This is a genomic window from Pseudomonas sp. R43(2017) (assembly GCF_002112345.1).
GTDB lineage: Bacteria > Pseudomonadota > Gammaproteobacteria > Pseudomonadales > Pseudomonadaceae > Aquipseudomonas > Aquipseudomonas kribbensis.
The window spans coordinates 276,924-299,116 of the sequence record NZ_NEHJ01000002.1; the positions used below are offsets into that span (position 1 = coordinate 276,924).

At 62.4% G+C, this 22,193-nt stretch carries 18 protein-coding genes; 8 read left to right on the forward strand and 10 right to left on the reverse strand.

From position 1 onward, the window contains the following. Positions 1–37 precede the first annotated feature (37 nt). The 4 genes from CAG02_RS05840 to ilvD all read left to right on the forward strand — a co-directional run bounded on the left by CAG02_RS05840 (position 38) and on the right by ilvD (position 5,386). Positions 38–1,111, forward strand: coding sequence for a SagB family peptide dehydrogenase (locus CAG02_RS05840; RefSeq protein WP_085709043.1), 1,074 nt, complete (start codon positions 38–40; stop codon positions 1,109–1,111). Continuing rightward, positions 1,108–2,064, forward strand: a complete 957-nt coding sequence (locus CAG02_RS05845) for a diiron oxygenase (RefSeq protein WP_085709042.1) — start codon at positions 1,108–1,110, stop codon at positions 2,062–2,064. Before CAG02_RS05840 ends, CAG02_RS05845 begins: the two co-directional genes overlap by 4 nt. Continuing rightward, a complete protein-coding gene (locus tag CAG02_RS05850; RefSeq protein WP_085709041.1) occupies positions 2,057–3,289 on the forward strand; it encodes an MFS transporter in 1,233 nt (410 codons plus the stop codon). The genes CAG02_RS05845 and CAG02_RS05850 overlap by 8 nt, the downstream gene beginning before the upstream one ends. Positions 3,290–3,544: 255 nt before the next feature. Further along, positions 3,545–5,386, forward strand: coding sequence for a dihydroxy-acid dehydratase (ilvD, locus tag CAG02_RS05855; RefSeq protein WP_085709040.1), 1,842 nt, complete (start codon positions 3,545–3,547; stop codon positions 5,384–5,386). Between the two features lie 61 nt (positions 5,387–5,447). Here the strand turns inward: ilvD and CAG02_RS05860 are convergent, their stop codons facing one another. Continuing rightward, on the reverse strand, positions 5,448–6,503 hold the full coding sequence (locus tag CAG02_RS05860; protein ID WP_085709039.1) for a phosphorylcholine phosphatase: 1,056 nt from the start codon (positions 6,501–6,503) through the stop codon (positions 5,448–5,450). A gap of 241 nt (positions 6,504–6,744) precedes the next feature. On the opposite strand from CAG02_RS05860, the gene CAG02_RS05865 reads away from it, so the two are divergent. Beyond that, positions 6,745–8,136: an L-cystine transporter gene (locus tag CAG02_RS05865; RefSeq protein ID WP_085709038.1), complete on the forward strand. Its 1,392-nt coding sequence runs from the start codon at positions 6,745–6,747 to the stop codon at positions 8,134–8,136. Positions 8,137–8,176: 40 nt separating this feature from the next. Here CAG02_RS05865 and CAG02_RS05870 read toward each other — a convergent pair whose 3' ends face one another. Continuing rightward, entirely contained in the window at positions 8,177–8,689 is a 513-nt protein-coding gene (locus CAG02_RS05870) for a dihydrofolate reductase (RefSeq protein WP_085709037.1), read from the reverse strand. A gap of 85 nt (positions 8,690–8,774) precedes the next feature. Here CAG02_RS05870 and CAG02_RS05875 point away from each other — a divergent pair, with 85 nt between their 5' ends. After that, on the forward strand, positions 8,775–10,148 hold the full coding sequence (locus CAG02_RS05875; protein WP_085709036.1) for a DUF2868 domain-containing protein: 1,374 nt from the start codon (positions 8,775–8,777) through the stop codon (positions 10,146–10,148). Then, on the forward strand, positions 10,141–11,517 hold the full coding sequence (locus tag CAG02_RS05880; RefSeq protein ID WP_085709035.1) for a GTPase/DUF3482 domain-containing protein: 1,377 nt from the start codon (positions 10,141–10,143) through the stop codon (positions 11,515–11,517). The genes CAG02_RS05875 and CAG02_RS05880 overlap by 8 nt, the downstream gene beginning before the upstream one ends. Before the next feature lie 129 nt (positions 11,518–11,646). Here CAG02_RS05880 and CAG02_RS05885 read toward each other — a convergent pair whose 3' ends face one another. The 7 genes from CAG02_RS05885 to CAG02_RS05915 all read right to left on the reverse strand — a co-directional run bounded on the left by CAG02_RS05885 (position 11,647) and on the right by CAG02_RS05915 (position 20,582). Beyond that, positions 11,647–12,204: a phosphonate degradation HD-domain oxygenase gene (locus CAG02_RS05885; protein ID WP_085709034.1), complete on the reverse strand. Its 558-nt coding sequence runs from the start codon at positions 12,202–12,204 to the stop codon at positions 11,647–11,649. Beyond that, positions 12,204–13,337 carry a TIGR03364 family FAD-dependent oxidoreductase gene (locus CAG02_RS05890; RefSeq protein WP_085709033.1) on the reverse strand — a complete coding sequence of 378 codons (1,134 nt, stop codon included), beginning with the start codon at positions 13,335–13,337 and terminating at the stop codon, positions 12,204–12,206. Before CAG02_RS05890 ends, CAG02_RS05885 begins: the two co-directional genes overlap by 1 nt. A 128-nt stretch (positions 13,338–13,465) precedes the next feature. Next, entirely contained in the window at positions 13,466–14,491 is a 1,026-nt protein-coding gene (locus CAG02_RS05895; RefSeq protein ID WP_085709032.1) for a putative 2-aminoethylphosphonate ABC transporter substrate-binding protein, read from the reverse strand. Positions 14,492–14,538: 47 nt separating this feature from the next. Next, positions 14,539–16,263, reverse strand: coding sequence for a putative 2-aminoethylphosphonate ABC transporter permease subunit (locus CAG02_RS05900; RefSeq protein ID WP_085709031.1), 1,725 nt, complete (start codon positions 16,261–16,263; stop codon positions 14,539–14,541). Next, positions 16,263–17,339, reverse strand: coding sequence for a putative 2-aminoethylphosphonate ABC transporter ATP-binding protein (locus CAG02_RS05905; protein ID WP_085709030.1), 1,077 nt, complete (start codon positions 17,337–17,339; stop codon positions 16,263–16,265). The genes CAG02_RS05900 and CAG02_RS05905 overlap by 1 nt, the downstream gene beginning before the upstream one ends. A 107-nt stretch (positions 17,340–17,446) precedes the next feature. Beyond that, entirely contained in the window at positions 17,447–18,310 is an 864-nt protein-coding gene (locus CAG02_RS05910; RefSeq protein WP_085709029.1) for a LysR family transcriptional regulator, read from the reverse strand. A gap of 16 nt (positions 18,311–18,326) precedes the next feature. Beyond that, entirely contained in the window at positions 18,327–20,582 is a 2,256-nt protein-coding gene (locus CAG02_RS05915; protein ID WP_085709028.1) for a heavy metal translocating P-type ATPase, read from the reverse strand. Between the two features lie 84 nt (positions 20,583–20,666). On the opposite strand from CAG02_RS05915, the gene cadR reads away from it, so the two are divergent. After that, the gene (gene cadR / locus CAG02_RS05920; RefSeq protein WP_064600182.1) at positions 20,667–21,116 is read left to right on the forward strand and encodes a Cd(II)/Pb(II)-responsive transcriptional regulator; all 450 of its coding nucleotides are present in this window, start codon (positions 20,667–20,669) and stop codon (positions 21,114–21,116) included. A 59-nt stretch (positions 21,117–21,175) separates the two neighbouring features. Here the strand turns inward: cadR and CAG02_RS05925 are convergent, their stop codons facing one another. Beyond that, a complete protein-coding gene (locus CAG02_RS05925; RefSeq protein ID WP_085709027.1) occupies positions 21,176–22,147 on the reverse strand; it encodes a thymidylate synthase in 972 nt (323 codons plus the stop codon). Positions 22,148–22,193: the final 46 nt, after the last annotated feature.

Below are 22,193 nucleotides of genomic sequence, written 5' to 3' on the forward strand. Positions count from 1 at the left end.
TCTGGCAAAACACTCATCCAGAGCAGCGTGCCCCAACATGCATATAAATCCTTATTTATTCATACTGCCACGAACGCCCGGCCAGATAGTCTGGAACTACAAAGACCATACTCAGCACGAACTTGATTTCGAATACTCTTCTCGACTGGCACAACTTATTCACGAGCCGGCTTTATATGACAGCAACAACACAATAGACACGCAACTTCTAAATGCCGGAATACTGACTTCCTTAAAAATCGCAGCGCCGGTCTGGGGCTGGGATGAACTGTCCAGGATCTACCATATCGGCACCCGGAATATTCCCTGCGAACACACGCCCCGAAATATTCAGGAATGGTCCAGGCAATACCTCGAACACTGCAACACCGTGCTTGCCACGTCGCCTCCGGCCGATGTCCCTCTGGACACCGCCCCGAACGCACTCATCGCCCTGCCCGCACCACTGGCACTGAATGACGACAGCCTGTCGGGTTCACTGATGCGGCGAAAGACTTGCCGATCCTTCACCGGCGCCCCCCTGTCGCTGGACGATGTCGGCACCTTGTTATACCTGTCCCTCGGTTACCTGCGAGAACGCGAAGCCGACTGTGACGACAGCATCGCCGAAGGGCTTGGCGCGCGGCGCGGCAGCCCTTCCGGGGGCGGTCTCAATGCCTGCGCCGGGTTTGTGCTGGTGCAGAACGTCGACGGACTGCCACCCGGCATATACGCCTATCACCCGGCCGAACACGCCCTGAGCTTCATCAACCCCTGGCCCGACACAGCACTGGGTAATCTGCTGGGAGGCCAGCACTTCATCAATAACTTGCCACTGGGCCTGTTCATCACCGCCCGCTTCGACAGGCTCTGGTGGAAATACCCGCACTCGCGCGCCTACCGAATGGCATTCGCCGAAGCCGGGCATCTCTCACAGACGTTTCAACTGGTGGCCACGGCCCTGGGCATGAACACCTGGCTGACCGGTGCGTTTTCCGACGACCAGGTCGAGAGCTTGCTGAAACTCGAGAGCAGTGCGGAACAACCCTTGTTCTTCGTCGGTTGCGGAGAAAGCGACGGTCAGGCGATGTGCCAGGAAATGCGCGACCTGCTGCGCGAGACGCCAGCATGAGCCTTCTCTCCCAGGCCCCGGTCTTCGAGTTTTCACTGGGCGACTGGAGCACTCGCGCTTCAGTGCGTGCCAGCGCCCACGATTACCGCTTGCCGGATGACGTAGCGCAACAGCTGGAAACCCGTCACTGGTTCCCGCCGGCATTTCTGCCCTACCTCGCCCACCCGGCCATCGAAGCTGCGGGCCGCTCGGTAGTGCACCGGCTCACGGCCAATCATCTGGTGCACTTTCTCGATTACACCACCCTGCTCGAACACCGCATCGTCAATCGCGCCGTGGAAGTCATCGTCCACGGCGAATTGCCGGTCGATGTTCCGCCCCCCATGAAAACCGCCGCGCTGCAACTCTACACCGATGAGGGCTACCACGCCCTGTTCTCCCATCAGGTCGCGGAACAGATCGCCAGGTTCTACGGCATCAACGGGCGCCCGGTGATGCCCAGGCGGATCACTCGCATGATCAGGCTGATCGACGAAACCCTTCCGCAGCAGCGACCGCTGACATGGTTTCTGCTCGGTTTCGTCTCGGAAACCATCATTGCCCGGGAACTGCTCGACGTCTGCCGGGACAGCCTGGTGTCCGGGGTCAACGACATGCTGCGCGACCACCTCACCGACGAGGCGCGACACAGTCGCTACTTCACCGAAGTGTTCCACTATCTCTGGCTGCATCTGGGGCTGCAGCAAAGAACGTTCGCCGCCACCACCCTGCTCGAGATCTTCGGGATTTTCTTCGAAACCGATGAACAGTGGCTGCGACAAAGCCTGTGCGATGCCGGGATTGCCGACGGTGCCGTGCTGGAAATACTCGAAAGCCTGACAACAGCGCAAGCCTCCCGACGACGTGCCCGGACGGGCAGCATCGCCACATTGAATGCACTGAAGAAAGCCGGATTTTTCGCTGAACCTAACAACCAGATACTTTTCGCCAGGGCGGGATTGATCGATGGATAAAGGAAAATCCGGGGTGACGACCCGACAGCGTCGCGGGGCCGTCAGCCTGTTGCTGGCGATGGTGTTGCTGGGTGTTTTTCCGCTGGATGTCGTGCTTCCTTCGTTTCCGGCGCTGGCCGAACACTTTCGCAGCACCCCGGCCGACATCGCGCTGTCCATCAGCCTGTTCGCCGTCGGCATCGCCTTCGCCCAGTTGCTGATCGGGCCGCTGTCGGATGTGATCGGGCGCAAAGGCCTGTTGCTCGCCGGCATGAGCGTTTCAATGCTCGGTGCCCTCGGCTGCGTGATGACCACCGACTATTCGCTGTTCCTGATGTTCCGGGTCGTGCAGGCACTGGGTTGCGGTTGCTTCGTGCTGTCCCAGGCGCTGGTCCAGGACCTGTTCGAAGGCGAGGAACGCGATCGCCTGCGAATCCTGATGGTCACCGCCGGCGGGATTTTCATCTCGGTATCGCCTCTTGTCGGTACTTTCCTGCAGGCGACACTGGGATGGCGTGGCAGCTTCTGGGTGTTCATCGCATTATCGGCCGTGGTGCTGCTCAAGGCCTGGCTGTTTCTGGAAAACAGCCGACCGACCACCCGTGGCACACGCACGAACTTCCTCACGGCTTACCGACGGGTGCTGGGAGATTTCGACTTCGTCGGCTACTGGCTGATTTCGGCCTTTGCGTTCGCCTGCCACTTTTCATTCATCGTGATCTCGCCGCTGATCTTCATGGACCGGCTGCAATTGTCCGCCTACGAGTTCTCGTTGATTCTGCTGATATACGGTGCGGCTTACGTCACCGGAGGCATCCTCGCCAGCGTGCTGAGCAGGCGCATCAGCAGCGGCCAACAGATCGTCGTCGGTCTGAGCCTGATCCTGTTTGCCGGCGTGACCATGTTGTACCTGTCGTCGAGTTTTGCACTGGCACCGGCAACCGTGCTGATCCCGATGCTGATCTGCACCGCCGGCACCACCATTGCCCGGCCGGCTGCCACCTCCCGGGCCATGAGCCTGTTTCCGGACAACGCCGGCACCTCGGCCTCGGCCGGCAGCACGATCATCTTCATCTGCGGCGGGTTGATCAGTGCCTTGATCAGCCTGAGCCCGGCCAATCTGCAATCCACCCTGGGTTACAGCTTTGTCCTGCTCAGTTGCGTGGCGCTTGCCCTGAGCAACCGGATCAGCCGTCGCGCCAAAGTCCTGCTAGCCGACGCCATCGCACAGACGGGCGGCGATTAAACCTGCCAGTCGTCATTCCACACGCGGCGTCAGCACTGGAACAACGTTTTGCGCCATTCCCTCCTGACGCCAGCGGTGTAGAATCGCGAGATTCATCGCCATTCATCCCCGGCGGGTTTATGAGCTCAGGCTGAGACCAGCGGCGATCCCGCAACGTCATCGGCAACTTCAGGACACACGGCCATTTCTGAGTGTTCCAGACGTCAATAGAAGCTCACTCCCTTTTGATACCTGATTAGCCGCCCGGAGTGCTCCATGCCAGATTACCGCTCGAAAACATCCACCCACGGCCGCAACATGGCCGGCGCCCGCGCACTGTGGCGCGCCACCGGGATGAAAGATGACGACTTCAAGAAGCCGATCATCGCCATTGCCAACTCCTTCACCCAGTTCGTACCGGGCCACGTGCACCTGAAGGATCTGGGCCAGCTGGTTGCCCGTGAAATCGAACGCGCCGGTGGCGTGGCGAAAGAATTCAACACCATCGCCGTGGACGACGGCATCGCCATGGGCCACGACGGCATGCTGTATTCGCTGCCAAGCCGCGAGATCATCGCCGACTCCGTCGAGTACATGGTCAACGCCCACTGCGCCGATGCCATCGTCTGCATCTCCAACTGCGACAAGATCACCCCGGGCATGCTGATGGCCGCCCTGCGCCTGAACATCCCGGTGATCTTCGTTTCCGGCGGCCCGATGGAAGCCGGCAAGACCAAACTGGCCAGCCACGGTCTCGACCTCGTCGACGCCATGGTCATCGCCGCCGACTCCAGCGCTTCTGACGAGAAGGTTGCCGAGTACGAGCGCAGCGCCTGCCCGACCTGCGGTTCGTGCTCCGGCATGTTCACCGCCAACTCGATGAACTGCCTGACCGAAGCCCTGGGCCTCGCATTGCCGGGCAACGGTTCGACCCTGGCCACCCACAGCGATCGCGAACAGCTGTTCCTGCAGGCCGGCCGCACCATCGTCGAACTGTGCAAACGCTACTACGGCGAGAACGACGAGTCGGTACTGCCGCGCAACATCGCCAACTTCAAGGCGTTCGAAAACGCGATGATGCTCGACATCGCCATGGGCGGTTCGACCAACACCATCCTGCACTTGCTGGCCGCCGCCCAGGAAGCCGAAATCGACTTCGACCTGCGTGACATCGATCGTCTGTCGCGCAAGGTGCCGCAGCTGTGCAAGGTCGCGCCGAACATCCAGAAGTACCACATGGAAGACGTGCACCGCGCCGGCGGCATCTTCAGCATTCTCGGTTCGCTGGCCCGTGGCGGCCTGCTGCACACCGACCTGCCGACCGTGCACAGCCGCAGCATGGAAGAGGCCATCGCCAAGTGGGACATCACCCAGACCGACGATGAAGCCGTGCACCATTTCTTCAAGGCAGGCCCGGCCGGCATTCCGACGCAAACCGCGTTCAGCCAGTCGACCCGTTGGGAAACCCTGGACGACGACCGTGAAAACGGTTGCATCCGCAGCTTCGAACACGCTTATTCGAAAGAAGGCGGCCTGGCCGTACTGTACGGCAACATCGCCCTGGACGGCTGCGTGGTGAAAACCGCCGGCGTCGACGAGTCGATCCACGTCTTCGAAGGCAACGCGAAGATCTTCGAAAGCCAGGACAGCGCCGTGCGCGGCATCCTCGCTGACGAAGTGAAGGAAGGCGACATCGTCATCATTCGCTACGAAGGCCCGAAAGGCGGCCCGGGCATGCAGGAAATGCTTTACCCGACGTCGTACCTGAAATCCAAAGGCCTGGGCAAAGCCTGCGCCTTGCTGACCGATGGCCGTTTCTCCGGCGGCACATCCGGTCTGTCCATCGGCCACGCTTCGCCAGAGGCAGCAGCCGGCGGCGCGATCGGCCTGGTGCAGGACGGTGACAAGGTGCTGATCGACATTCCGAACCGCTCGATCAACCTGTTGATCAGCGACGAAGAACTGGCGGCACGCCGGGTCGAGCAGGACAGGAAAGGCTGGAAACCGGTCGAGAAGCGTCCACGTAAAGTGACCACCGCCCTCAAGGCCTACGCCCTGCTGGCCACCAGCGCCGACAAGGGTGCGGTGCGTAACAAGGCCATGCTCGACGGCCTGTAAGGGTCAAATCGCAGAAACAAAAATGCCCCGCCAAGTGCGGGGCATTTTTTTGCCTTGAGGCTTACTGAATCTCTTCCGGCTTCACGATCACCCAGTTCTTGTCCGCCGTCACCGGCAAACCTTCGTTCGCCTGGGCCGCCGCGTGCTTGGCCATCATGCCGTTGAGCTGGGTCATGTATTTGTCCTTGCGGTTGACCCACAGGTGAATGCCGCCCTTGGCCACGTCGACGCTGTGGAACAGCATGTAGCCGTCGCTGCTCGGAGTGTCGCCGCCTACCAGTACCGGTTTTTTCCATTCGTCGATGTAAGTCAGGATCGCCGCATGCTTGCCGGCCATCCAGGTCGCCGGGGTCCACAGGTACGGGGTCAATTCGAGGCCGAGGTTGGCCTTCTCGTCATACTTGCCGGCGGTGATCTGCTTGCGCGCAGTGGTCAGTTCGCCGGTCTCGCGGTTCTTCAGCAAGGTGGTTACACCGATGACGTTCTGCGGTTTGACGTTGTAGCCGTACTTCGGATCGGCCGCGACCATGCGCACCAGTTCTTCGGAGGCGGCGGTCATCACGTAGACCTCGATGCCGTTCTCCATCAGTTTGTTGTACAGCTCGGCCTGACCGGCGAAGACTTTCGGCGGCTGCACGTCGATGTTCTTCACCACATCGCCTTCGTAATAGGTCGCCGGTACCGGCTTGCCCGAGGCCATCAGCTCGTCGACGTAGCCTTTGAGTTCCTTGAGGGTGAAGCCGGAGAACACCTGCGCCACCCATGGGTAGCAGACCATGTCGTCGACTTCACAGAGGCGGTAGTAGTAGCTGAACAGGCTTTCCTTGTGGTCGGCGGTGTCCTTGAACGGGATCAGTTTCAGCGACGGGTCCAGCTTGTCACGGGTGATCAGGCCCTTGTTTTCCATGAACGGCAGCAGCGACTCTTCGAGGTCGTAGCGGTAACTGGTGTTGTCCATGTCGAACACCGCGTAGTTACCCTTGTTGGCGTTGGCCGCAATCATCGCGTCCAGTGCCTTGGCCTGGTCCGCCGGCCAGTGCTTGAGGTCAGTGGCGAACGCTTGGCCAACAAGGCCGAAGCAGAGTGCGGCAGCCAGCAATTTAGGTGCGAACTTCATTCTGCGTTTCTCCCCGATTGAAAGAGATCGACGCTAACAAATCAGTGTGACAGTTACCGTCTGTCAGCGACTGTCCACGTCCCTTTTGCGCCAACTGCATCCCCGAGAGCGACACCCGCTTATTCCAAAAACGACGGACAACCTTTGATTTCGGTATTAAATCATTGGAAATCAAACTGTTAGGCTTGCCGGTTCGCAACAGCCCCGGAAGGTTGTTGGCACAGTCTTTTCTGGAGTCCTCATGAATCTGCCCCTGATTCTCAACTTGCTGGTGTTCCTCGCCCTGCTCTTCGGCCTGGCGCAAACCCGTCACACCACGTGGAGCCTGGCGAAAAAAGTCCTGCTCGCCCTAGTGCTGGGCGTGGCGTTCGGCGTCGCGCTGCACACGATCTACGGTGCCGGCAACCCGGTGCTGAAAGCCTCGATCGGCTGGTTCGATCTGGTGGGCAATGGTTACGTGCAACTGCTGCAGATGATCGTGATCCCGCTGGTGTTCGCCTCGATCCTCAGCGCCGTGGCCCGTCTGCACAACGCATCGTCGCTGGGCAAGATCAGCTTCCTGACCATCGGCACGCTGCTGTTCACCACGGCGATTGCGGCGCTGATCGGCATCGGCCTGACCAACCTGTTCGGCCTGACCGCCGAAGGTCTGGTCGCCGGCACGCAGGAAATGGCCCGTCTGCAAACCATTCAGACCGACTACGCCGGCAAGGTCGCCGACCTGAATGTGCCGCAACTGCTGCTGTCGTTCATCCCGCAGAACCCGTTCGCCGACCTGGCCCGGGCCAAGCCGACCTCGATCATCAGCGTGGTGATCTTCGCCGCGTTCATGGGGGTAGCCGCGCTGCAACTGCTCAAGGATGACGCCGAGAAAGGTCAGAAAGTGATCAACGCCATCGACACCCTGCAAGCCTGGGTGATGCGTCTGGTGCGCCTGGTGATGAAGCTGACCCCGTACGGCGTGCTGGCGCTAATGACCAAAGTGGTCGCGGGTTCCAACCTGCAGGACATCATCAAGCTCGGCAGTTTCGTGGTGGTGTCGTACTTCGGTCTGGGCCTGATGTTCGTCGTGCACGGCCTGCTGGTGTCGGCCGCCGGGATCAACCCGCTGCGCTTCTTCCGCAAGATCTGGCCGGTGTTGACGTTCGCCTTCACCAGCCGCTCCAGCGCCGCAAGCATTCCGCTGAGCATCGAAGCGCAGACCCGTCGTCTGGGCATTCCACAGTCGATCGCAAGCTTCGCCGCTTCCTTCGGCGCGACCATCGGCCAGAACGGTTGCGCCGGCCTGTACCCGGCAATGTTGGCGGTGATGGTTGCGCCAACGGTCGGCATCAACCCGCTGGATCCGCTGTGGATCGCGACGCTGGTGGCGATTGTGACCCTGAGTTCGGCCGGTGTGGCGGGCGTAGGTGGCGGCGCGACCTTCGCGGCACTGATCGTGCTGCCGGCCATGGGCTTGCCGGTTTCGCTGGTGGCGTTGCTGATTTCGGTCGAGCCGCTGATCGACATGGGACGTACGGCGCTGAACGTGAGCGGTTCGATCACCGCTGGCGCGATTACCAGCCAGGTAATGCAGCAGACCGACAAGGCCCTGCTGGATGCCGATGAGCATGCGGAGCTTGCTCAGGCTTGATTGAAGCTGTGGCGGGGGAGCGTGCTCCCTCGCCACGGATTCAGGCTTTTTCCCAGACTTCGAAGTGGTAAGCCGGCTTGTCGCCTTCAGCCGGATTCGGCACGTTCGACACCAGTTTCCACTGGTTCAGATCGAACTCCGGAAACCACGCATCCCCTTCCGGGCTCAGCGCCACACGGGTCAGATACAGACGATCCGCCTGGGCCAATCCCTGCGCATACAATTGCGCCCCGCCAATCAGCATCAACTCGTCGACGCCCTGCTCTTTCGCCCATTCTTCGGCGCGAACCACGGCGGCTTCCAGCGACGGATAGACTTCCGCCCCTTCCAGCACCAGATCGGCCTGACGGCTGACTACGATATTCAGACGGCCCGGCAACGGACGACCCAGCGAATCCCAGGTCTTGCGACCCATAATGATCGGCTTGCCGAGCGTCGTGGCCTTGAAGTATTTGAAATCCCCCGGCAGGTGCCAGGGCATGCTGTTGTCGACGCCGATCACGCGGTTTTCACCGAGGGCTGCGATCAGGCTGAGGGGGAGTGATTTAGTCATGCCGGCGAGGATACCAGAGCCGCGCTTACCCCGATAAGCGCCACAGCGGTTATGCTCACGGCTCAATCAAGCATCGGGATGCCGCGTGACTGAACTGACTCCACTGCAAAACCTCTGGCTCACCGAAACCGTGCGCCTGCGCGAAGAACACGCAGGCCCGCTGGACGATCAGGAAGCCAATCGCCTGGCCCGCGCGGCCGGCGGCGATCTGCCGGGACGCATTCAACGCCGCGCCCTCTGGCTGGCCGAGCGCGATGGCCTGACCTCCGCGCTCAAGCACTGGCTGCAAGGCGCGCGCCTGGCGCTGGTGCTGCTGGCGATCCTCGCGGTATTGAGCGGTGCCGGTCTGGCCTTCGCCGCACTGGGCCAGACGCCGGTCAACGTGTTCTGGGCCTTGGGCAGCCTGCTCGGGCTGAATCTGATCTTGCTGTTGAGCTGGGCGCTGGGGCTGGTCTTCGCTGGCGAACACGGCGCCACCCTTGGCCGCTTATGGTTGTGGCTCAGTGAAAAACTCGCCCGTGACGCCAAGGCGGCGCAACTGGCTCCGGCCTTGTTGCTGATGCTGCAACGCAAGAAACTCAATCGCTGGGCGCTCGGCACACTGGTCAATGGCCTGTGGTTGCTGGCGATGGTCAGCGCGCTGGTTCTGCTGCTGACGCTGATGGCGACCCGGCGCTACGGCTTCGTCTGGGAAACCACGATTCTCAGCGCCGACACCTTCATCAACATGACCCAGGCCCTCGGTGCCTTGCCGGCGTTGCTGGGATTCAACGTGCCAACCGTGGACATGATCCGCGCCAGCGGCGACACCGCGCTGAACATCGAAAGCGCCCGTCAGGCCTGGGCGACCTGGCTGGTCGGCGTACTAGTGGTGTACGGCGTGCTGCCGCGTCTGCTGCTGGCGCTGTTTTGCTTCTGGCGCTGGAACAGTGGCAAAGCAGCGTTGCGTCTGGACCTGAACCTGCCCGGCTACGCCCAACTGCGCGAACGCCTGATGCCGACCAGCGAACGCCTCGGCATCACCGACCCCGAGCCTGCGCAATTGCACCGCGTCGAAAGCGCCGTCGGCGAACACGCCAGCGATGGAGCGTTGCTGGTGGCAATCGAACTCGACGATCAACACCCGTGGCCACCGACGCTGCCGAAAAACGTCAGCAACGCCGGCATCCTCGACAGCCGTGAATCGCGCAACAAACTGCTCGAACAGCTCAGCCGTTTCCCGCCGGCGCGTCTCGCGATTGCCTGCGACCCACGACGCTCGCCGGATCGCGGCAGCCTGGCGCTGATTGCCGAGCTGGCGCGCAATGCCGCCGCGACCCGGGTCTGGCTGTTGCAGGCGCCGCAAGGACAGGCGCTGGACGCCGAACGCCTTGGCGACTGGCATGTAGCGCTGCAACAGCTTGAGCTGGAGTTTGCCGATTGCGCCCCGTTGAACTGGCTGGAGCACGGACATGACTGATGCCTGGAAAGCGCCGCTGAAACTGGCAGTGGTCGGCCACACCAACGTCGGCAAGACTTCGCTGCTGCGCACCCTGACCCGCGACGTCGGCTTCGGCGAAGTGTCCCATCGCCCGAGCACCACGCGGCATGTCGAAGGCGCGCGGTTGTCGGTGGATGGTGAGCCGTTGCTTGACCTCTACGACACACCCGGCCTGGAAGACGCCATCGCCCTGCTGGATTTTCTCGAGCGACTGGAGCGCCCCGGCGAACGCCTCGACGGCCCGGCGCGGCTGGCGCGGTTTCTCGACGGCAGCGAAGCGCGCCAGCGTTTCGAACAGGAAGCCAAGGTGCTGCGGCAACTGCTCGACTCCGATGCCGGCCTGTATGTGATCGATGCCCGGGAACCGGTGCTGGCCAAGTACCGCGATGAACTGGAAGTGCTGGCCAGCTGCGGCAAACCGTTGCTGCCGGTGCTGAATTTCGTCAGCAGCGCCAACCACCGCGAGCCGGACTGGCGTGAAGCACTGGCGCGTCTCGGCCTGCATGCGCTGGTGCGCTTCGACAGTGTCGCTCCGCCCGAGGATGGCGAACGGCGGCTGTATGAAAGCCTCGCGTTGCTGTTGGAAAACGCCCGTCCGCAATTTGAACGGCTGATCGCCGATCAACAAGCCCAACGCCTCGCCCGCGAGCAAAGCGCGGCGCGCCTGATCGCCGAACTGTTGATCGATTGCGCCGCGTGCAGACGCAGCGTGGCGAGCAACGCCGAGCAGGAACAACAGGCCATCAGCGAACTGCGCAAGGCCGTGCGCCAGCGCGAACAAAAATGCGTCGAAGCGCTGCTCAAGCTCTACGCCTTCCGCCCGCAAGACGCCGCCGCCAGTGATCTGCCGCTGCTCGACGGCCGCTGGGGCGATGACCTGTTCAACCCGGAAACCCTCAAACAACTGGGCGTGCGAGTCGGCGGCGGGATTGCGGCCGGTGCAGCCGCTGGTGCGGGTGTGGATTTGCTGGTCGGCGGCATCACCCTCGGTGCCGCCGCTCTGGCCGGCGCGATTGCCGGCGGCGCCCTGCAAACCGCCCGCAGCTACGGCAATCGCCTGCTGGGCAAGATCAAAGGGCAGCGAGAGCTGACGGTCGACGACAACGTGTTGCGCCTGCTGGCTCTGCGTCAGCGGCAACTGCTGCAAGCGCTGAATGCCCGTGGTCATGCGGCGATGGATGCCGTTCAGGTGGCGACACCGCAGGACAAGACCTGGCGCGAAGGCAAGCTGCCCGAAGCGTTGAACAAGGCCCGGGCGCATCCGCAGTGGTCTTCGCTCAACCCACATCCGAAGCTGAATCAGGCTGAGCGGCAGGAGCAGATTGAGTTGCTGGCCACAGAGCTGTAGTGCCTGAGCCATCGTCTTCGCGAGCAAGCTCGCTCCCACAGGTACTTTGAGCGTTCACAGGGTCTGTGTTTACCAAAGATCATTGTGGGAGCGAGCTTGCTCGCGAATGCAGCACCTCGATCCAAAGACTTACGCAGCAAGCAGCCGAGCTGCTTTGTCTTTCAGCACGCCCAGATCCATCACCGGCACCGCCATCTCCTTCGCCAGTTCATCCCACTGACGCATCCGCAGGCTGACGGCGCACAGCGGATCCTGCTCGAACGCATCGGCTTCGGCCTCGGTCATCACCCCGCCCTGATATTCCAGGGTGCGGCGGCTGGCTTCGCTCAAGCGCTCGTAATAACCCGGCTCCCTGAGCGTCAGATAGCGCTTGGCCTGGACGTGATACTCCACCAGCCGCGCCAGGCGCTCGCTGAATCCGGCTTCACGCAAATAGTCGGCACCGAGGCGCTCGTGGCTGACCACGCCGTAACCACCCATATTCTCCGCACCTTCGGCACACAAGTGGCCGATGTCGTGGAAGAACGCGGCGAGCACCACTTCGTCGTCGAAGCCCTCGGCGATGGCCAGTTGGGCCGCCTGGGACATGTGCTCGATCTGCGACACCGGTTCGCCGATGTAGTCGCTGGCGCCGAAACGCTCATAGAGGCCGAACAACCGGTCGATGACTTGTTCGTGATTCAACATCAACGCTCTCCAAAAAGCTGTGCAACATTGCGCTCGGCCATGGCCGGGCCGACGCTCATGCCGACGCCGCTGTGCATCAGCGCCACGCTCAGCCCCGGCACCGGACGCAGGAACGAAAACGGCCCCGGCCCCCGGGAACCATAGACACCCTGCCAGCGCTCGACCACTTGCACCTTGCAGCCAAGGGTCTGCTCGGCCAGTTCGAGCATCCAGTTGTCGACCTGCTCGGCGTTGAACGGTGAAGGATCGCTGCCGTAATGGTGCGAGTCGCCGATGATCAGTTCGCCGTAAGGCGTCGGGCTGATCAGCAGGTGAATGCCGTTTTCCTGCAGGTGCGGTTGCTCGCGCAGGATCTGCGCCTGCACTGCGGCCGCTTCGGGCAGATCGGCGAAGGCGCCGTAATGCACGCAGCTGAGGCCGGTGAGCAAAGCGTGTTGCAGATTCAGGTCGATCTGCGGCCGGGCGCGGAGCATTTGCAGGCGGCAGATCTGCGGGTCGAGGGCGGCAATCGGCTCGGCCAGCAGGGTCTGATAATCGTGGCCGGAACAGACGATGATCTGCTCGGCGGTGAAAGTGCCGGCAGTGCTTTGCAGCCTCCCTGGCTCGACGTCGCGCACCAGCGTCGAGAAGTGAAACTCGACGTCGAGTTCACGACGCAGGTATTCGATCAGCGCCGGAATCGCTTCCCGGGAATACAGCTGTTGATCGTCCATGCCGTGCAGCGCGGCGCGGTGATGGCTGAACTGGCCGCCATACAGATCACGCAGCGCGGCACCGCGCAGCAGTTCGACGCGGTAGTCGTGCTTCACGGCGCGCCCGGCACAGAAGGCTTCGAGCAAGTGCTCTTCGGCCTCGGTGCGAGCGAACAGATACGAGCCGTTGCGCTTGAGTTGCAGGCCGGCGAGCTGCGCCCACTGGCCCCAGATTTCGCGACTGGCCTTGGCCAGTTCGAGCATCGGGCCCGGTGGCTGGCCGGTGACCAGTGCCTGGCCGAAGTTGCGTACCGATGCGCCGATTGGCGTGGCGGTACGTTCGAAAACCCTGACCTTGAGACCGCGCCGGGCCGCGGCGTAAGCGTGGGACAGACCCAGGATGCCGGCACCGACGATCAGCAAGTCTTTGTGTTGTGTCATCTAGAGGTGCTCTGAATGAGAGACCGCTTTCGCGAGCAAGCTCGCTCCCACACTGGAACGCATTCACAACGCAATTCCCTGTGGGAGCGAGCTTGCTCGCGAAGAGGCCCTGTCAGTCGATGAAGTTTTTACTTGGCAGCGACTTTCTCGGACTTGCCGTCATAGCGCTTGCGCCATTCGGTCAGGATCTCGTCGCGGTTCTTCGAGGCCCAGGCAAAGTCGTTCTTGATCAGGCGCTGCTCGTAGTCGGCCGGCAGTTCGGTCTGCGGCTTGGCGATGCCCGGCTGAGCGAGGACGGCGAAGTTTTCCTTGTACAGATCCATCGCCGGGGCGCTGGCGGAGAAGTCGGCCAGTTTCTTCGCGGCCTCTTCATGCGGCGTGCCTTTGATCACGGCAGTCGCTTCGATCTCCCAGCCCAGGCCTTCCTTCGGCAGGATGATGTCCAGCGGCGCGCCCTGACGCTTCAGCTGAACGGCCGGGTACTCGAAGGAAATCCCGATCGGGAATTCGCCAGCGGCCGCCAGTTTGCAAGGCTTGGAACCGGAGTGAACGTACTGGCCGATGTTCTGGTGCAGACCGTCCATGTAGGCCCAGCCCTGTTTCTCGCCGAAGGTTTGCAGCCAGGCGCTGACGTCGAGGAAACCGGTGCCGGACGAGGCCGGGTTCGGCATCACGATCTTGCCTTTGTACTCAGGCTTGGTCAGGTCCTGCCAGCTCACCGGTTTGGTCAGGCCCTGCTTCTCGGCCTCGACAGTGTTGAAGCAAATGGTCGCGGCCCAGACATCCATGCCGACCCAGGCTGGCGGGTTGGCGGCGTCGCGATAGTTCGCGCCGATCTTGCCCAGGTCCTTCGGCGCATAGCTTTGCAGCATGCCTTGCTGATCGAGGATCGCCAGGCTCGAAGCGGCCAGGCCCCATACCGCGTCAGCCTGCGGGCGATCCTTTTCGGCCAGCAGTTTGGCGGTGATGATCCCGGTGGAGTCACGCACCCACTTGATCTCGACGTCCGGGTTGGCTTTTTCGAACGCAGCCTTGTAGGCGGTCAGCTGTTCGGCTTCGAGGGCGGTGTACACCGTCAACTCGGTTTTTGCCGCGAAGGCATTCAGGCTGAAAGTAGCGAGCACAGCAGCGGCCAGGGCCATAGGCTTGAACATGATCGTTTTCCTGTAGGTGAGTTGAGGCTAAAGGGACAAGTCGTGGATCAGTGGCCGGGCGCCGTTTGCCGCCAGGCCTGGGAACGGCGCAGCAAGCCGCGCGAAGCCCACGCCAGCAGCAAGGACACGCCCGCCGAGGTGAACAGAATCAGGGTCGACATCGCCGCCGCACCGCCGACGTTGCCGGCGTCATCCATGTTCAGCACCGCCACCGCTGCGAGGATGGTGTCGGGGCTGTAGAGGAAGATCGCGGCGGAAACGGTGGTCATGGCCGAGACGAACAGGTAGCGCACGATGTCCAGCAGCGCCGGCAGGCAGATCGGCACGGTGACCCGCAGGTAATGCCGGTACAGCGGCGCCTTGAGCGACAGCGCGGCGGCTTCGAACTCGGCGTCGAGCTGGCGCAGCGCGGTGGTGGCGGTCATCTGCGCAGTGGTCAGATAGTGAGCAATGGTGCAGACGATCAGCAGGGTCATGGTCCCGTACAACACGTGCAGCGGGTTGCCGGTGAGGTTGAAGAAGAAGACATAACCCAGACCCAACACCAGCCCCGGCACCGCCATCGGTACGAAACTGAGCATGCGTAGCGTCAGATTCAGCCCGCGCTGGCTGCGGGTCTTTTCCATCAGGTAGGCGCCGGTGAAGATCAGCACACTGCCGATCAACGCCGTACCCAGCGCCATTTTCAGACTGTTGCCGTAGGCCAGCCAACCACCGCCGGCGGTCTCGTTGAACTGGTAGTGGTTGAGCGACAGCGACAGGTTGTACGGCCAGAACTTCACCAGCGACGAGAACACCGCCATGCCGAACACCAGCAGCAACGCCGCGCTGATCAGCAGGACGATGGCCAGATAACAAGCGTCGCGCGTCTTCGACGGCGCCGGTTTGAACACCTGGGCACGGCCGCTCATGGAGTCGCCGTGCCGCCGACGCAGCCAGGCATCGACACCAAAGCTGAACAGCGCCGGCAGCAGCAGAACCATGCCGATCAACGCACCGCGACCGAATTGCTGCTGGCCGACCACCGCTTTGTAGGCTTCCAGCGCCAGCACTTGATAGTCGCCACCGACCACTACCGGCACACCGAAATCGGTGATGGTCAGGGTGAACACCAGACAGAATGCGGCGAACACAGCCTGGCGTGTCGCCGGCCAGGTGATGCTGCGGAAGGCTTTCGCAGGACTGGCGCCCATGCTCGACGCAGCGTCGAACAGTCGCGCATCCGCCAGCGACAGGGCTGACAGCAAAATCATCAAGGCGTGTGGGAAGGTGTAGATCACCTCACCCAGAACAATCCCCCAGAAGCCGTAGATGTTGTCCGACAGCAGCCCGCGCAACATCCCCTGATTGCCGAACAGATACACCAGCGCAATCCCCGGCAGCATCGACGGCGCCATCAGTGGCAGCAGGGAGATCCCGCGCCAGATGCCCTTTGCCGGAATCAACGTGCGCTGCAAGGCGTAGGCAAACAGGTAGGCCAGCGGTACGACGATGGCCGCCACGCTCAGGGAAACTTTCAGGCTGTTACCGAGCAGCCAGTGGAAGTTGTCACTGGTCACCAGCTCCTTCGCGGCGAGCCAGCCTCCGCCCTGCCCGGCTTCGCTGCTGAAGCCGCGCCAGAAGATCGCCAGCAATGGCAACAGCACCGCCACACCGAGCAGCACCAGCAGCAGAAGTTTGCCGCCGAGGACAAAGATCCGGTCGCCGACCTCGGCCCCGGACACCTGCCGCGCCTGCTTTTGCGGTAGCGGCAGTGCGAGGTTGCTGTTCATCAGGCAAACACCTGCAGGCTGCGCGGTGGCAAGGCGACCATGATCTGCTGGGCGCCAAGACGCGGCATGGCTTCCGGCGCCAGTTCAGCAAGCAAGGCATGACCGGGCAATTGATCGAGTTCGAAGCTCATGCGGCAGCGGTTGCCGAGGAAGGTGATCTCGCGGACCTTGGCCGGGAACAGGTTTTCCTCATGCACCAGCGGATTGACGTTGATTGCTTCCGGGCGGCAGAACAGTCGGCCTGACGGGCTGTGGACGCTGCCATCGGCCAGACGCAGGTTCATCCCGCCGACCTTGGCGTGGCTGTCGCTGCTGCGCTGGAACGGCAGCCAGTTGCCCTGGCCGACGAACTCGGCCACGAACGGCGTGGCCGGGCGGTTGTAGATTTCCTGCGGGGTGGCGTACTGCTCGACCTTGCCGTTGTTCATCACGGCGATGCGGTCGGCCATCAGCATGGCTTCGTCCTGATTGTGGGTGACCATCAGGGTGGTGATTCCGAGGTTGCGCTGCAGCTGGCGCAGCTCGGTGCACAGATGCTCGCGGACCCGGGCGTCTAGGGCCGACATCGGTTCGTCGAGCAACAGCAGCGACGGCGCCGGCGCCAAGGCACGAGCCAGCGCCACCCGTTGTTGCTGGCCGCCGGACAACTGACCCGGGTACTTTTTCTCACTGCCGCTGAGGCCGACCAGTTCCAGCATCTGACCGACTCGACGACGTACTTCATCGCGACCACTGCCGGCGAGGCCGTAGGCAATGTTCGCTTCGACGGTCAGATTGGGGAACAGCGCGTAGGACTGGAACAGGATCCCGTAGTCCCGAGCCTGGGGCGCGAGGTGGGAAACATCGCGATCGCCGAGGTACAACTCGCCGCTGTCCTGTTTCTCCAGACCGGCGATGCAACGCAGCAGCGTGGTCTTGCCGCAGCCCGAAGGGCCGAGCAGGCACACCAGCTCACCGGCCGCGACATCGAGGGAGACGTTATCCAGCGCCGTGAAGGCGCCGAAGCGCTTCTGCACGCCGCGCACTTTCATCGGAGCGCCGGGGTTGGTCAGGGCAGTTGCGATTGCAGGGTTCATGGACAGGCCTCATCAAGCAGATGAGACGAATCCTAGAGTTGTAATGCGTCGGTCATATGGCAACAAGGCAAAAACGACCGATAGTGGTATTCAGGGATTTTGGTTGATCAGGCCGGAGACATTTCCTGCGCCAGCCCGAGAAACGCTGCCGGCAACCGCGCGTTCTTGCGTTCCTTGAGGCAGTAGAGGTATTCGGGGATCTGCGGCGCATTCTCCAGGGTCAGCACCCGCAACTGCGGATCGTGCGGCACTTCCTGGCGGGCAATGATGCTGATGCCGATGTTGCGCAGCACTGCTTCGCGGATCGACTCGCGGCTGCCGATTTCCAGCAACGGGCCGAAACTGACTCCGGCGCCGGCCAGCAATTCTTCAGTCAGACGACGGGTGGTCGAGCCCGGCTCGCGCATCAACAGGGTATGCCCGGCCAGCGCGTTCAGCGTCACATGGTCGTGCGCCGCCAGCGGATGATTGCGATGCACCGCCAGCACCAGCGGATCGCTGCCGAGCACCCGACGGATCAGCCGCGCATCGTCGAGCAATTGCGACGACGCCGCGACATCCACCCGGTAATCCTCCAGCGCTTCCAGCACTTGCTGTGAATTGCCGATTTCCACCGACACTTCCACCTGCGGCAAACGCTCGCGGAAGGTCTTCACCAGATCGAGGATGTAATACGGCGCCGTGGCGGCGATACGCAGCGTGCCCTGCACCTGGCCGCTGTTGCGCAGGAAGAACTCGATGTCGGCTTCCTGCTGCAACAGCGCCTTGACCATCGGCAGCAGCCGCGCGCCTTCATCGCTGACACTCAGGCGCCGGCCGCCACGGTAGAACAGCTCCACCGAGTACTGGCTTTCCAGATTGCGGATCTGGGTGGTCACGGTCGGTTGGCTGAGGCTGAGCTTCTTCGCCGCCAGCGTGATGCTGCCCAGCCGGGCCACCATGTAAAACGCTTTCAGCTCGGCACTCAGCACAACTGTCCCTCTTCCTCTATTTGCGCAGCAGGCGCAAACCGTTGAACACCACCAGCAGGCTCACGCCCATGTCGGCAAACACCGCCATCCACATGGTGGCGAGCCCGGCGAAGGTTACCCCAAGAAAGATAGCCTTGATCACCAAAGCCAACGCAATGTTCTGTTTCAGGATGCTGGCCGTGTTGCGGGACAGGCTGATGAAGGCCGGAATCTTGCGCAGATCGTCGTCCATCAGGGCGACATCGGCGGTTTCAATCGCGGTATCGGTGCCGGCTGCCGCCATCGCAAAACCGATCTCGGCCCGAGCCAGTGCCGGCGCATCGTTGATGCCGTCGCCGACCATGCCGACCCGGCGCCCCTGCGCGTACAGGTCTTCGATGGCCTGCAGTTTGTCGGTCGGCAACAAGTCGCCCTTGGCCTGATCGATGCCGACCTGCGCCGCAATCGCCTGCGCGGTGTGGACGTTGTCGCCGGTCAGCATCAGGGTTTTCACGCCCAGGTCGTGCAGTTGGCGGATCGCCTCGCGGCTGGTTTCCTTGACGGTGTCGGCCACGGCGAACAGCGCCAGCGGGCCGGAACGGTCGAGCAGCAACACCACGGACTTGCCCTGTTTCTCCAGCGCGAACAGCTTTTCTTCCAGTTGCGGCGAGCACAAGCCCAGTTCTTCCACCAGTCGGTGATTGCCCAAATGGTAGGCCTGACCGTTGACCTCACCCTTCACACCGCGCCCGGCCAGCGCTTCGAAGTTATCCACAACCAACGTGGCGAAACCTTTATCCACAGCGGCATTGGCGATGGCCAGGGACACCGGGTGATCGGAACGCCCGGCCAGCGCGGCGGCAATGGTCGGGGCTGTGGCGTCGGCAGTCGGGTCGAGGGACAGGTAATCGGTCTGCACCGGCTTGCCGTGGGTGATGGTGCCGGTCTTGTCGAGGGCCAGATAGTCGAGCTTGAAACCGCCCTCAAGGTACACGCCGCCCTTGACTAGAATGCCTTTGCGCGCCGCCGCGGCGAGGCCGCTGACGATGGTCACCGGGGTGGAAATCACCAGTGCGCACGGGCACGCGACCACCAGCAGCACCAGCGCACGGTAGATCCAGTCGAACCATACGGCGCCCATGAACAGCGGCGGGATGATCGCCACGGCCAGGGCCAGAACGAAGACCACCGGGGTGTAGATCTTCGAGAACTGATCGACGAAGCGCTGGGTCGGCGCACGTGCGCCTTGCGCCTGTTCCACGGCGTGGATGATCCGCGCCAGGGTGGAATTGTTTGCCGCTGCGGTCACTGTGTATTCCAGTGAGCCGGCCTGGTTGATGGTGCCGGCGAAGACTTTGTCGCCGACGGTTTTTTCCACCGGCAGGCTTTCGCCGGTAATCGGCGCCTGATCGATGGTCGAACTGCCGCTGACGACTTCACCGTCCAGCGCAATGCGCTCACCGGGTTTCACCCGCACGCGGGCGCCGAGATCGATGCTTTTCACATCCAGTTCGACCCAGTTGCCGTCCGCCTGCAACACAGTCGCCTGCTCCGGCGTCATCTGCATCAGACCGCTGATGGCGTTGCGTGCGCGATCCAGCGAGCGCGCTTCGATCAGCTCGGCCACGGTGAACAGGAACATCACCATCGCTGCTTCCGGCCACTGGCCGATCAACACGGCGCCGGTCACGGCGATGCTCATCAGGGCGTTGATGTTGAGGTTGCGGTTCTTCAGGGCGATCCAGCCCTTCTTGTAGGTGGTGAGGCCGCCGCTGAGGATCGAGATCAGCGCAATGATCGCCACCACCCAGGTCGGGGCAGCGCTGGTGAAGTGGATCACTTCGGCAGCGAGCGCACCGACGCCGGACAGCGCCAGCGGCCACCAGTGTTTTTTCACCGGGGCGGCGGCCGGGGCATCAACGCCCGCCTCCAGCGGCTCGGCCTGCATGCCGAGGGATTTGATCGCGTCGATGATCGGCGCGGTGTCCGGCAGATTGTGGGTCACGCCGAGCACGCGGTTGATCAGGTTGAATTCCAACTGCTGGATCCCGGCCAGTTTGCCGAGCTTGTTCTGGATCAGCGTCTGCTCGGTCGGACAGTCCATTGCTTCGATGCGGAAACTGCTCAACCGGGCGTCGGCGCTTTTCGCTTCGCTCAGTTGAATCAGCGACGGGGCCGCGGCTTTTGATGCACAGCAGGAATCAGCGCCATGGTCATGTTTATGCACAGGCTGCAATTTGTGGCTGTGGTCGTGTCCCGCGTGGGATTTGTGGGTGTGCTGGGAATCGCTCATTGGTCGCGTCCATGAAGGTGCCTGTTGCCAAGTAAAGACCCTGTAGCCACTATAGGGTCAAGCACCCATTTGGAGATTGCCGTCATGAAGATCGGAGAACTGGCGAAACAGACCGATTGCGCCGTGGAAACCATCCGCTACTACGAGCGCGAAAACCTGCTGCCGGAGCCGGCCCGCAGCGACGGCAACTACCGCGTCTACACCCAGGCCCACGCCGAGCGCCTGACCTTCATCCGCAACTGCCGCACCCTCGACATGACCCTCGAAGAAATCCGCAGCCTGCTCGCCTTGCGCGACAGCCCGCAGGATCAGTGCGAAAGCGTGAATGCGCTGATCGACGAGCACATCCAGCACGTCAAGGCGCGGATCGACGGGTTGCTGGCGTTGCAGACGCAACTGCTCGACCTGCGCCAGCGCTGTGGCGAAGGGCCGGAGGCGGATCAGTGCGGGATCCTGCAGCGGCTTGAGGTGAGTGGCGGGGTTGTGGCGACGGAAGTCGAGCATTCGCATGTGGGCCGCAGTCACGGCCATTAAGAACCCCGGAAACGACTGAGGGAGCCATTTGGCTCCCTCAGCGTTTTGTCACTCGTGCATCAGACCGCCATCGGCGCAGTCATCGGCGCATGGTGCTCGTAGCCTTCCAGCGAGAAGTCGCCCGGCTCCACCAGCTCCAGCCATTCCGGCTGATAAACACCCGTCTTGGCGAATTCCGGCACACGATCCGAAATCTTCAGCTTCGGCATGGCGAACGGCTCGCGCTTGAGCTGTTCGTTGAGCATGTCGAGGTGGTTTTCGTAGACGTGGGCATCACCGATGAAATAGGTGAACCAGCGCGGCGTGTAGCCGGTCAGGCGACCGATCAGGCTCAGCAGCGCGGCGCCTTCGGTGAGGTTGAACGGCGTGCCCAGGCCCAGATCGTTGGAGCGGATGTAGAGGGTCAGAGAAATCTCTTTGGTCTCGACATTCGGGTGGAACTGGTACAGCAGATGGCACGGCGGCAGGGCCATTTCATCGAGCTGGGCGCAGTTCCAGCCGTGGAACAGGATGCGGCGGCTGCCAGGGTCCTTGATGATCGTGTCGACGCACTGGCGCACCTGATCGATGGCTTTGTACAACACCACGTAGGCCTGGCCGTCTTCTTCGCCCTGGGCAATCTGCTTATAGCCATTGCTCAAGGTCTGTTCGATGGCGGCGGAGTTGCTCAGCGGGATCTGCTTGTACGCCGGCCATTTGCGCCATTGCACGCCGTAGATTTCGCCGAGGTCGTCTTCGCCCTGGCGGAACGGGTTGGCCAGCCACTGGGCGTTTTCGTTGGCGTTCTGATCCCAGACCTTGCAGCCCAGCGCACGGAATTCGGCGGCGTTGTTCACGCCACGCAGAAAGCCGCACATCTCGCCGATGGCCGATTTGAACGCCATCTTGCGGGTGGTGATCGCCGGGAAACCTTCCTGCAGATCGAAGCGCAGCATGGCGCCCGGAAAGCTGATGGTGTTCACGCCGGTACGGTTGGCCTGTTTGGTGCCGTTGTTGATGACGTGCGACACCAGATCGAGATATTGCTTCATGAGTTACCTGTGTCCTTGAGCCCCGGCCAACTGCGCCGGGGTTCGA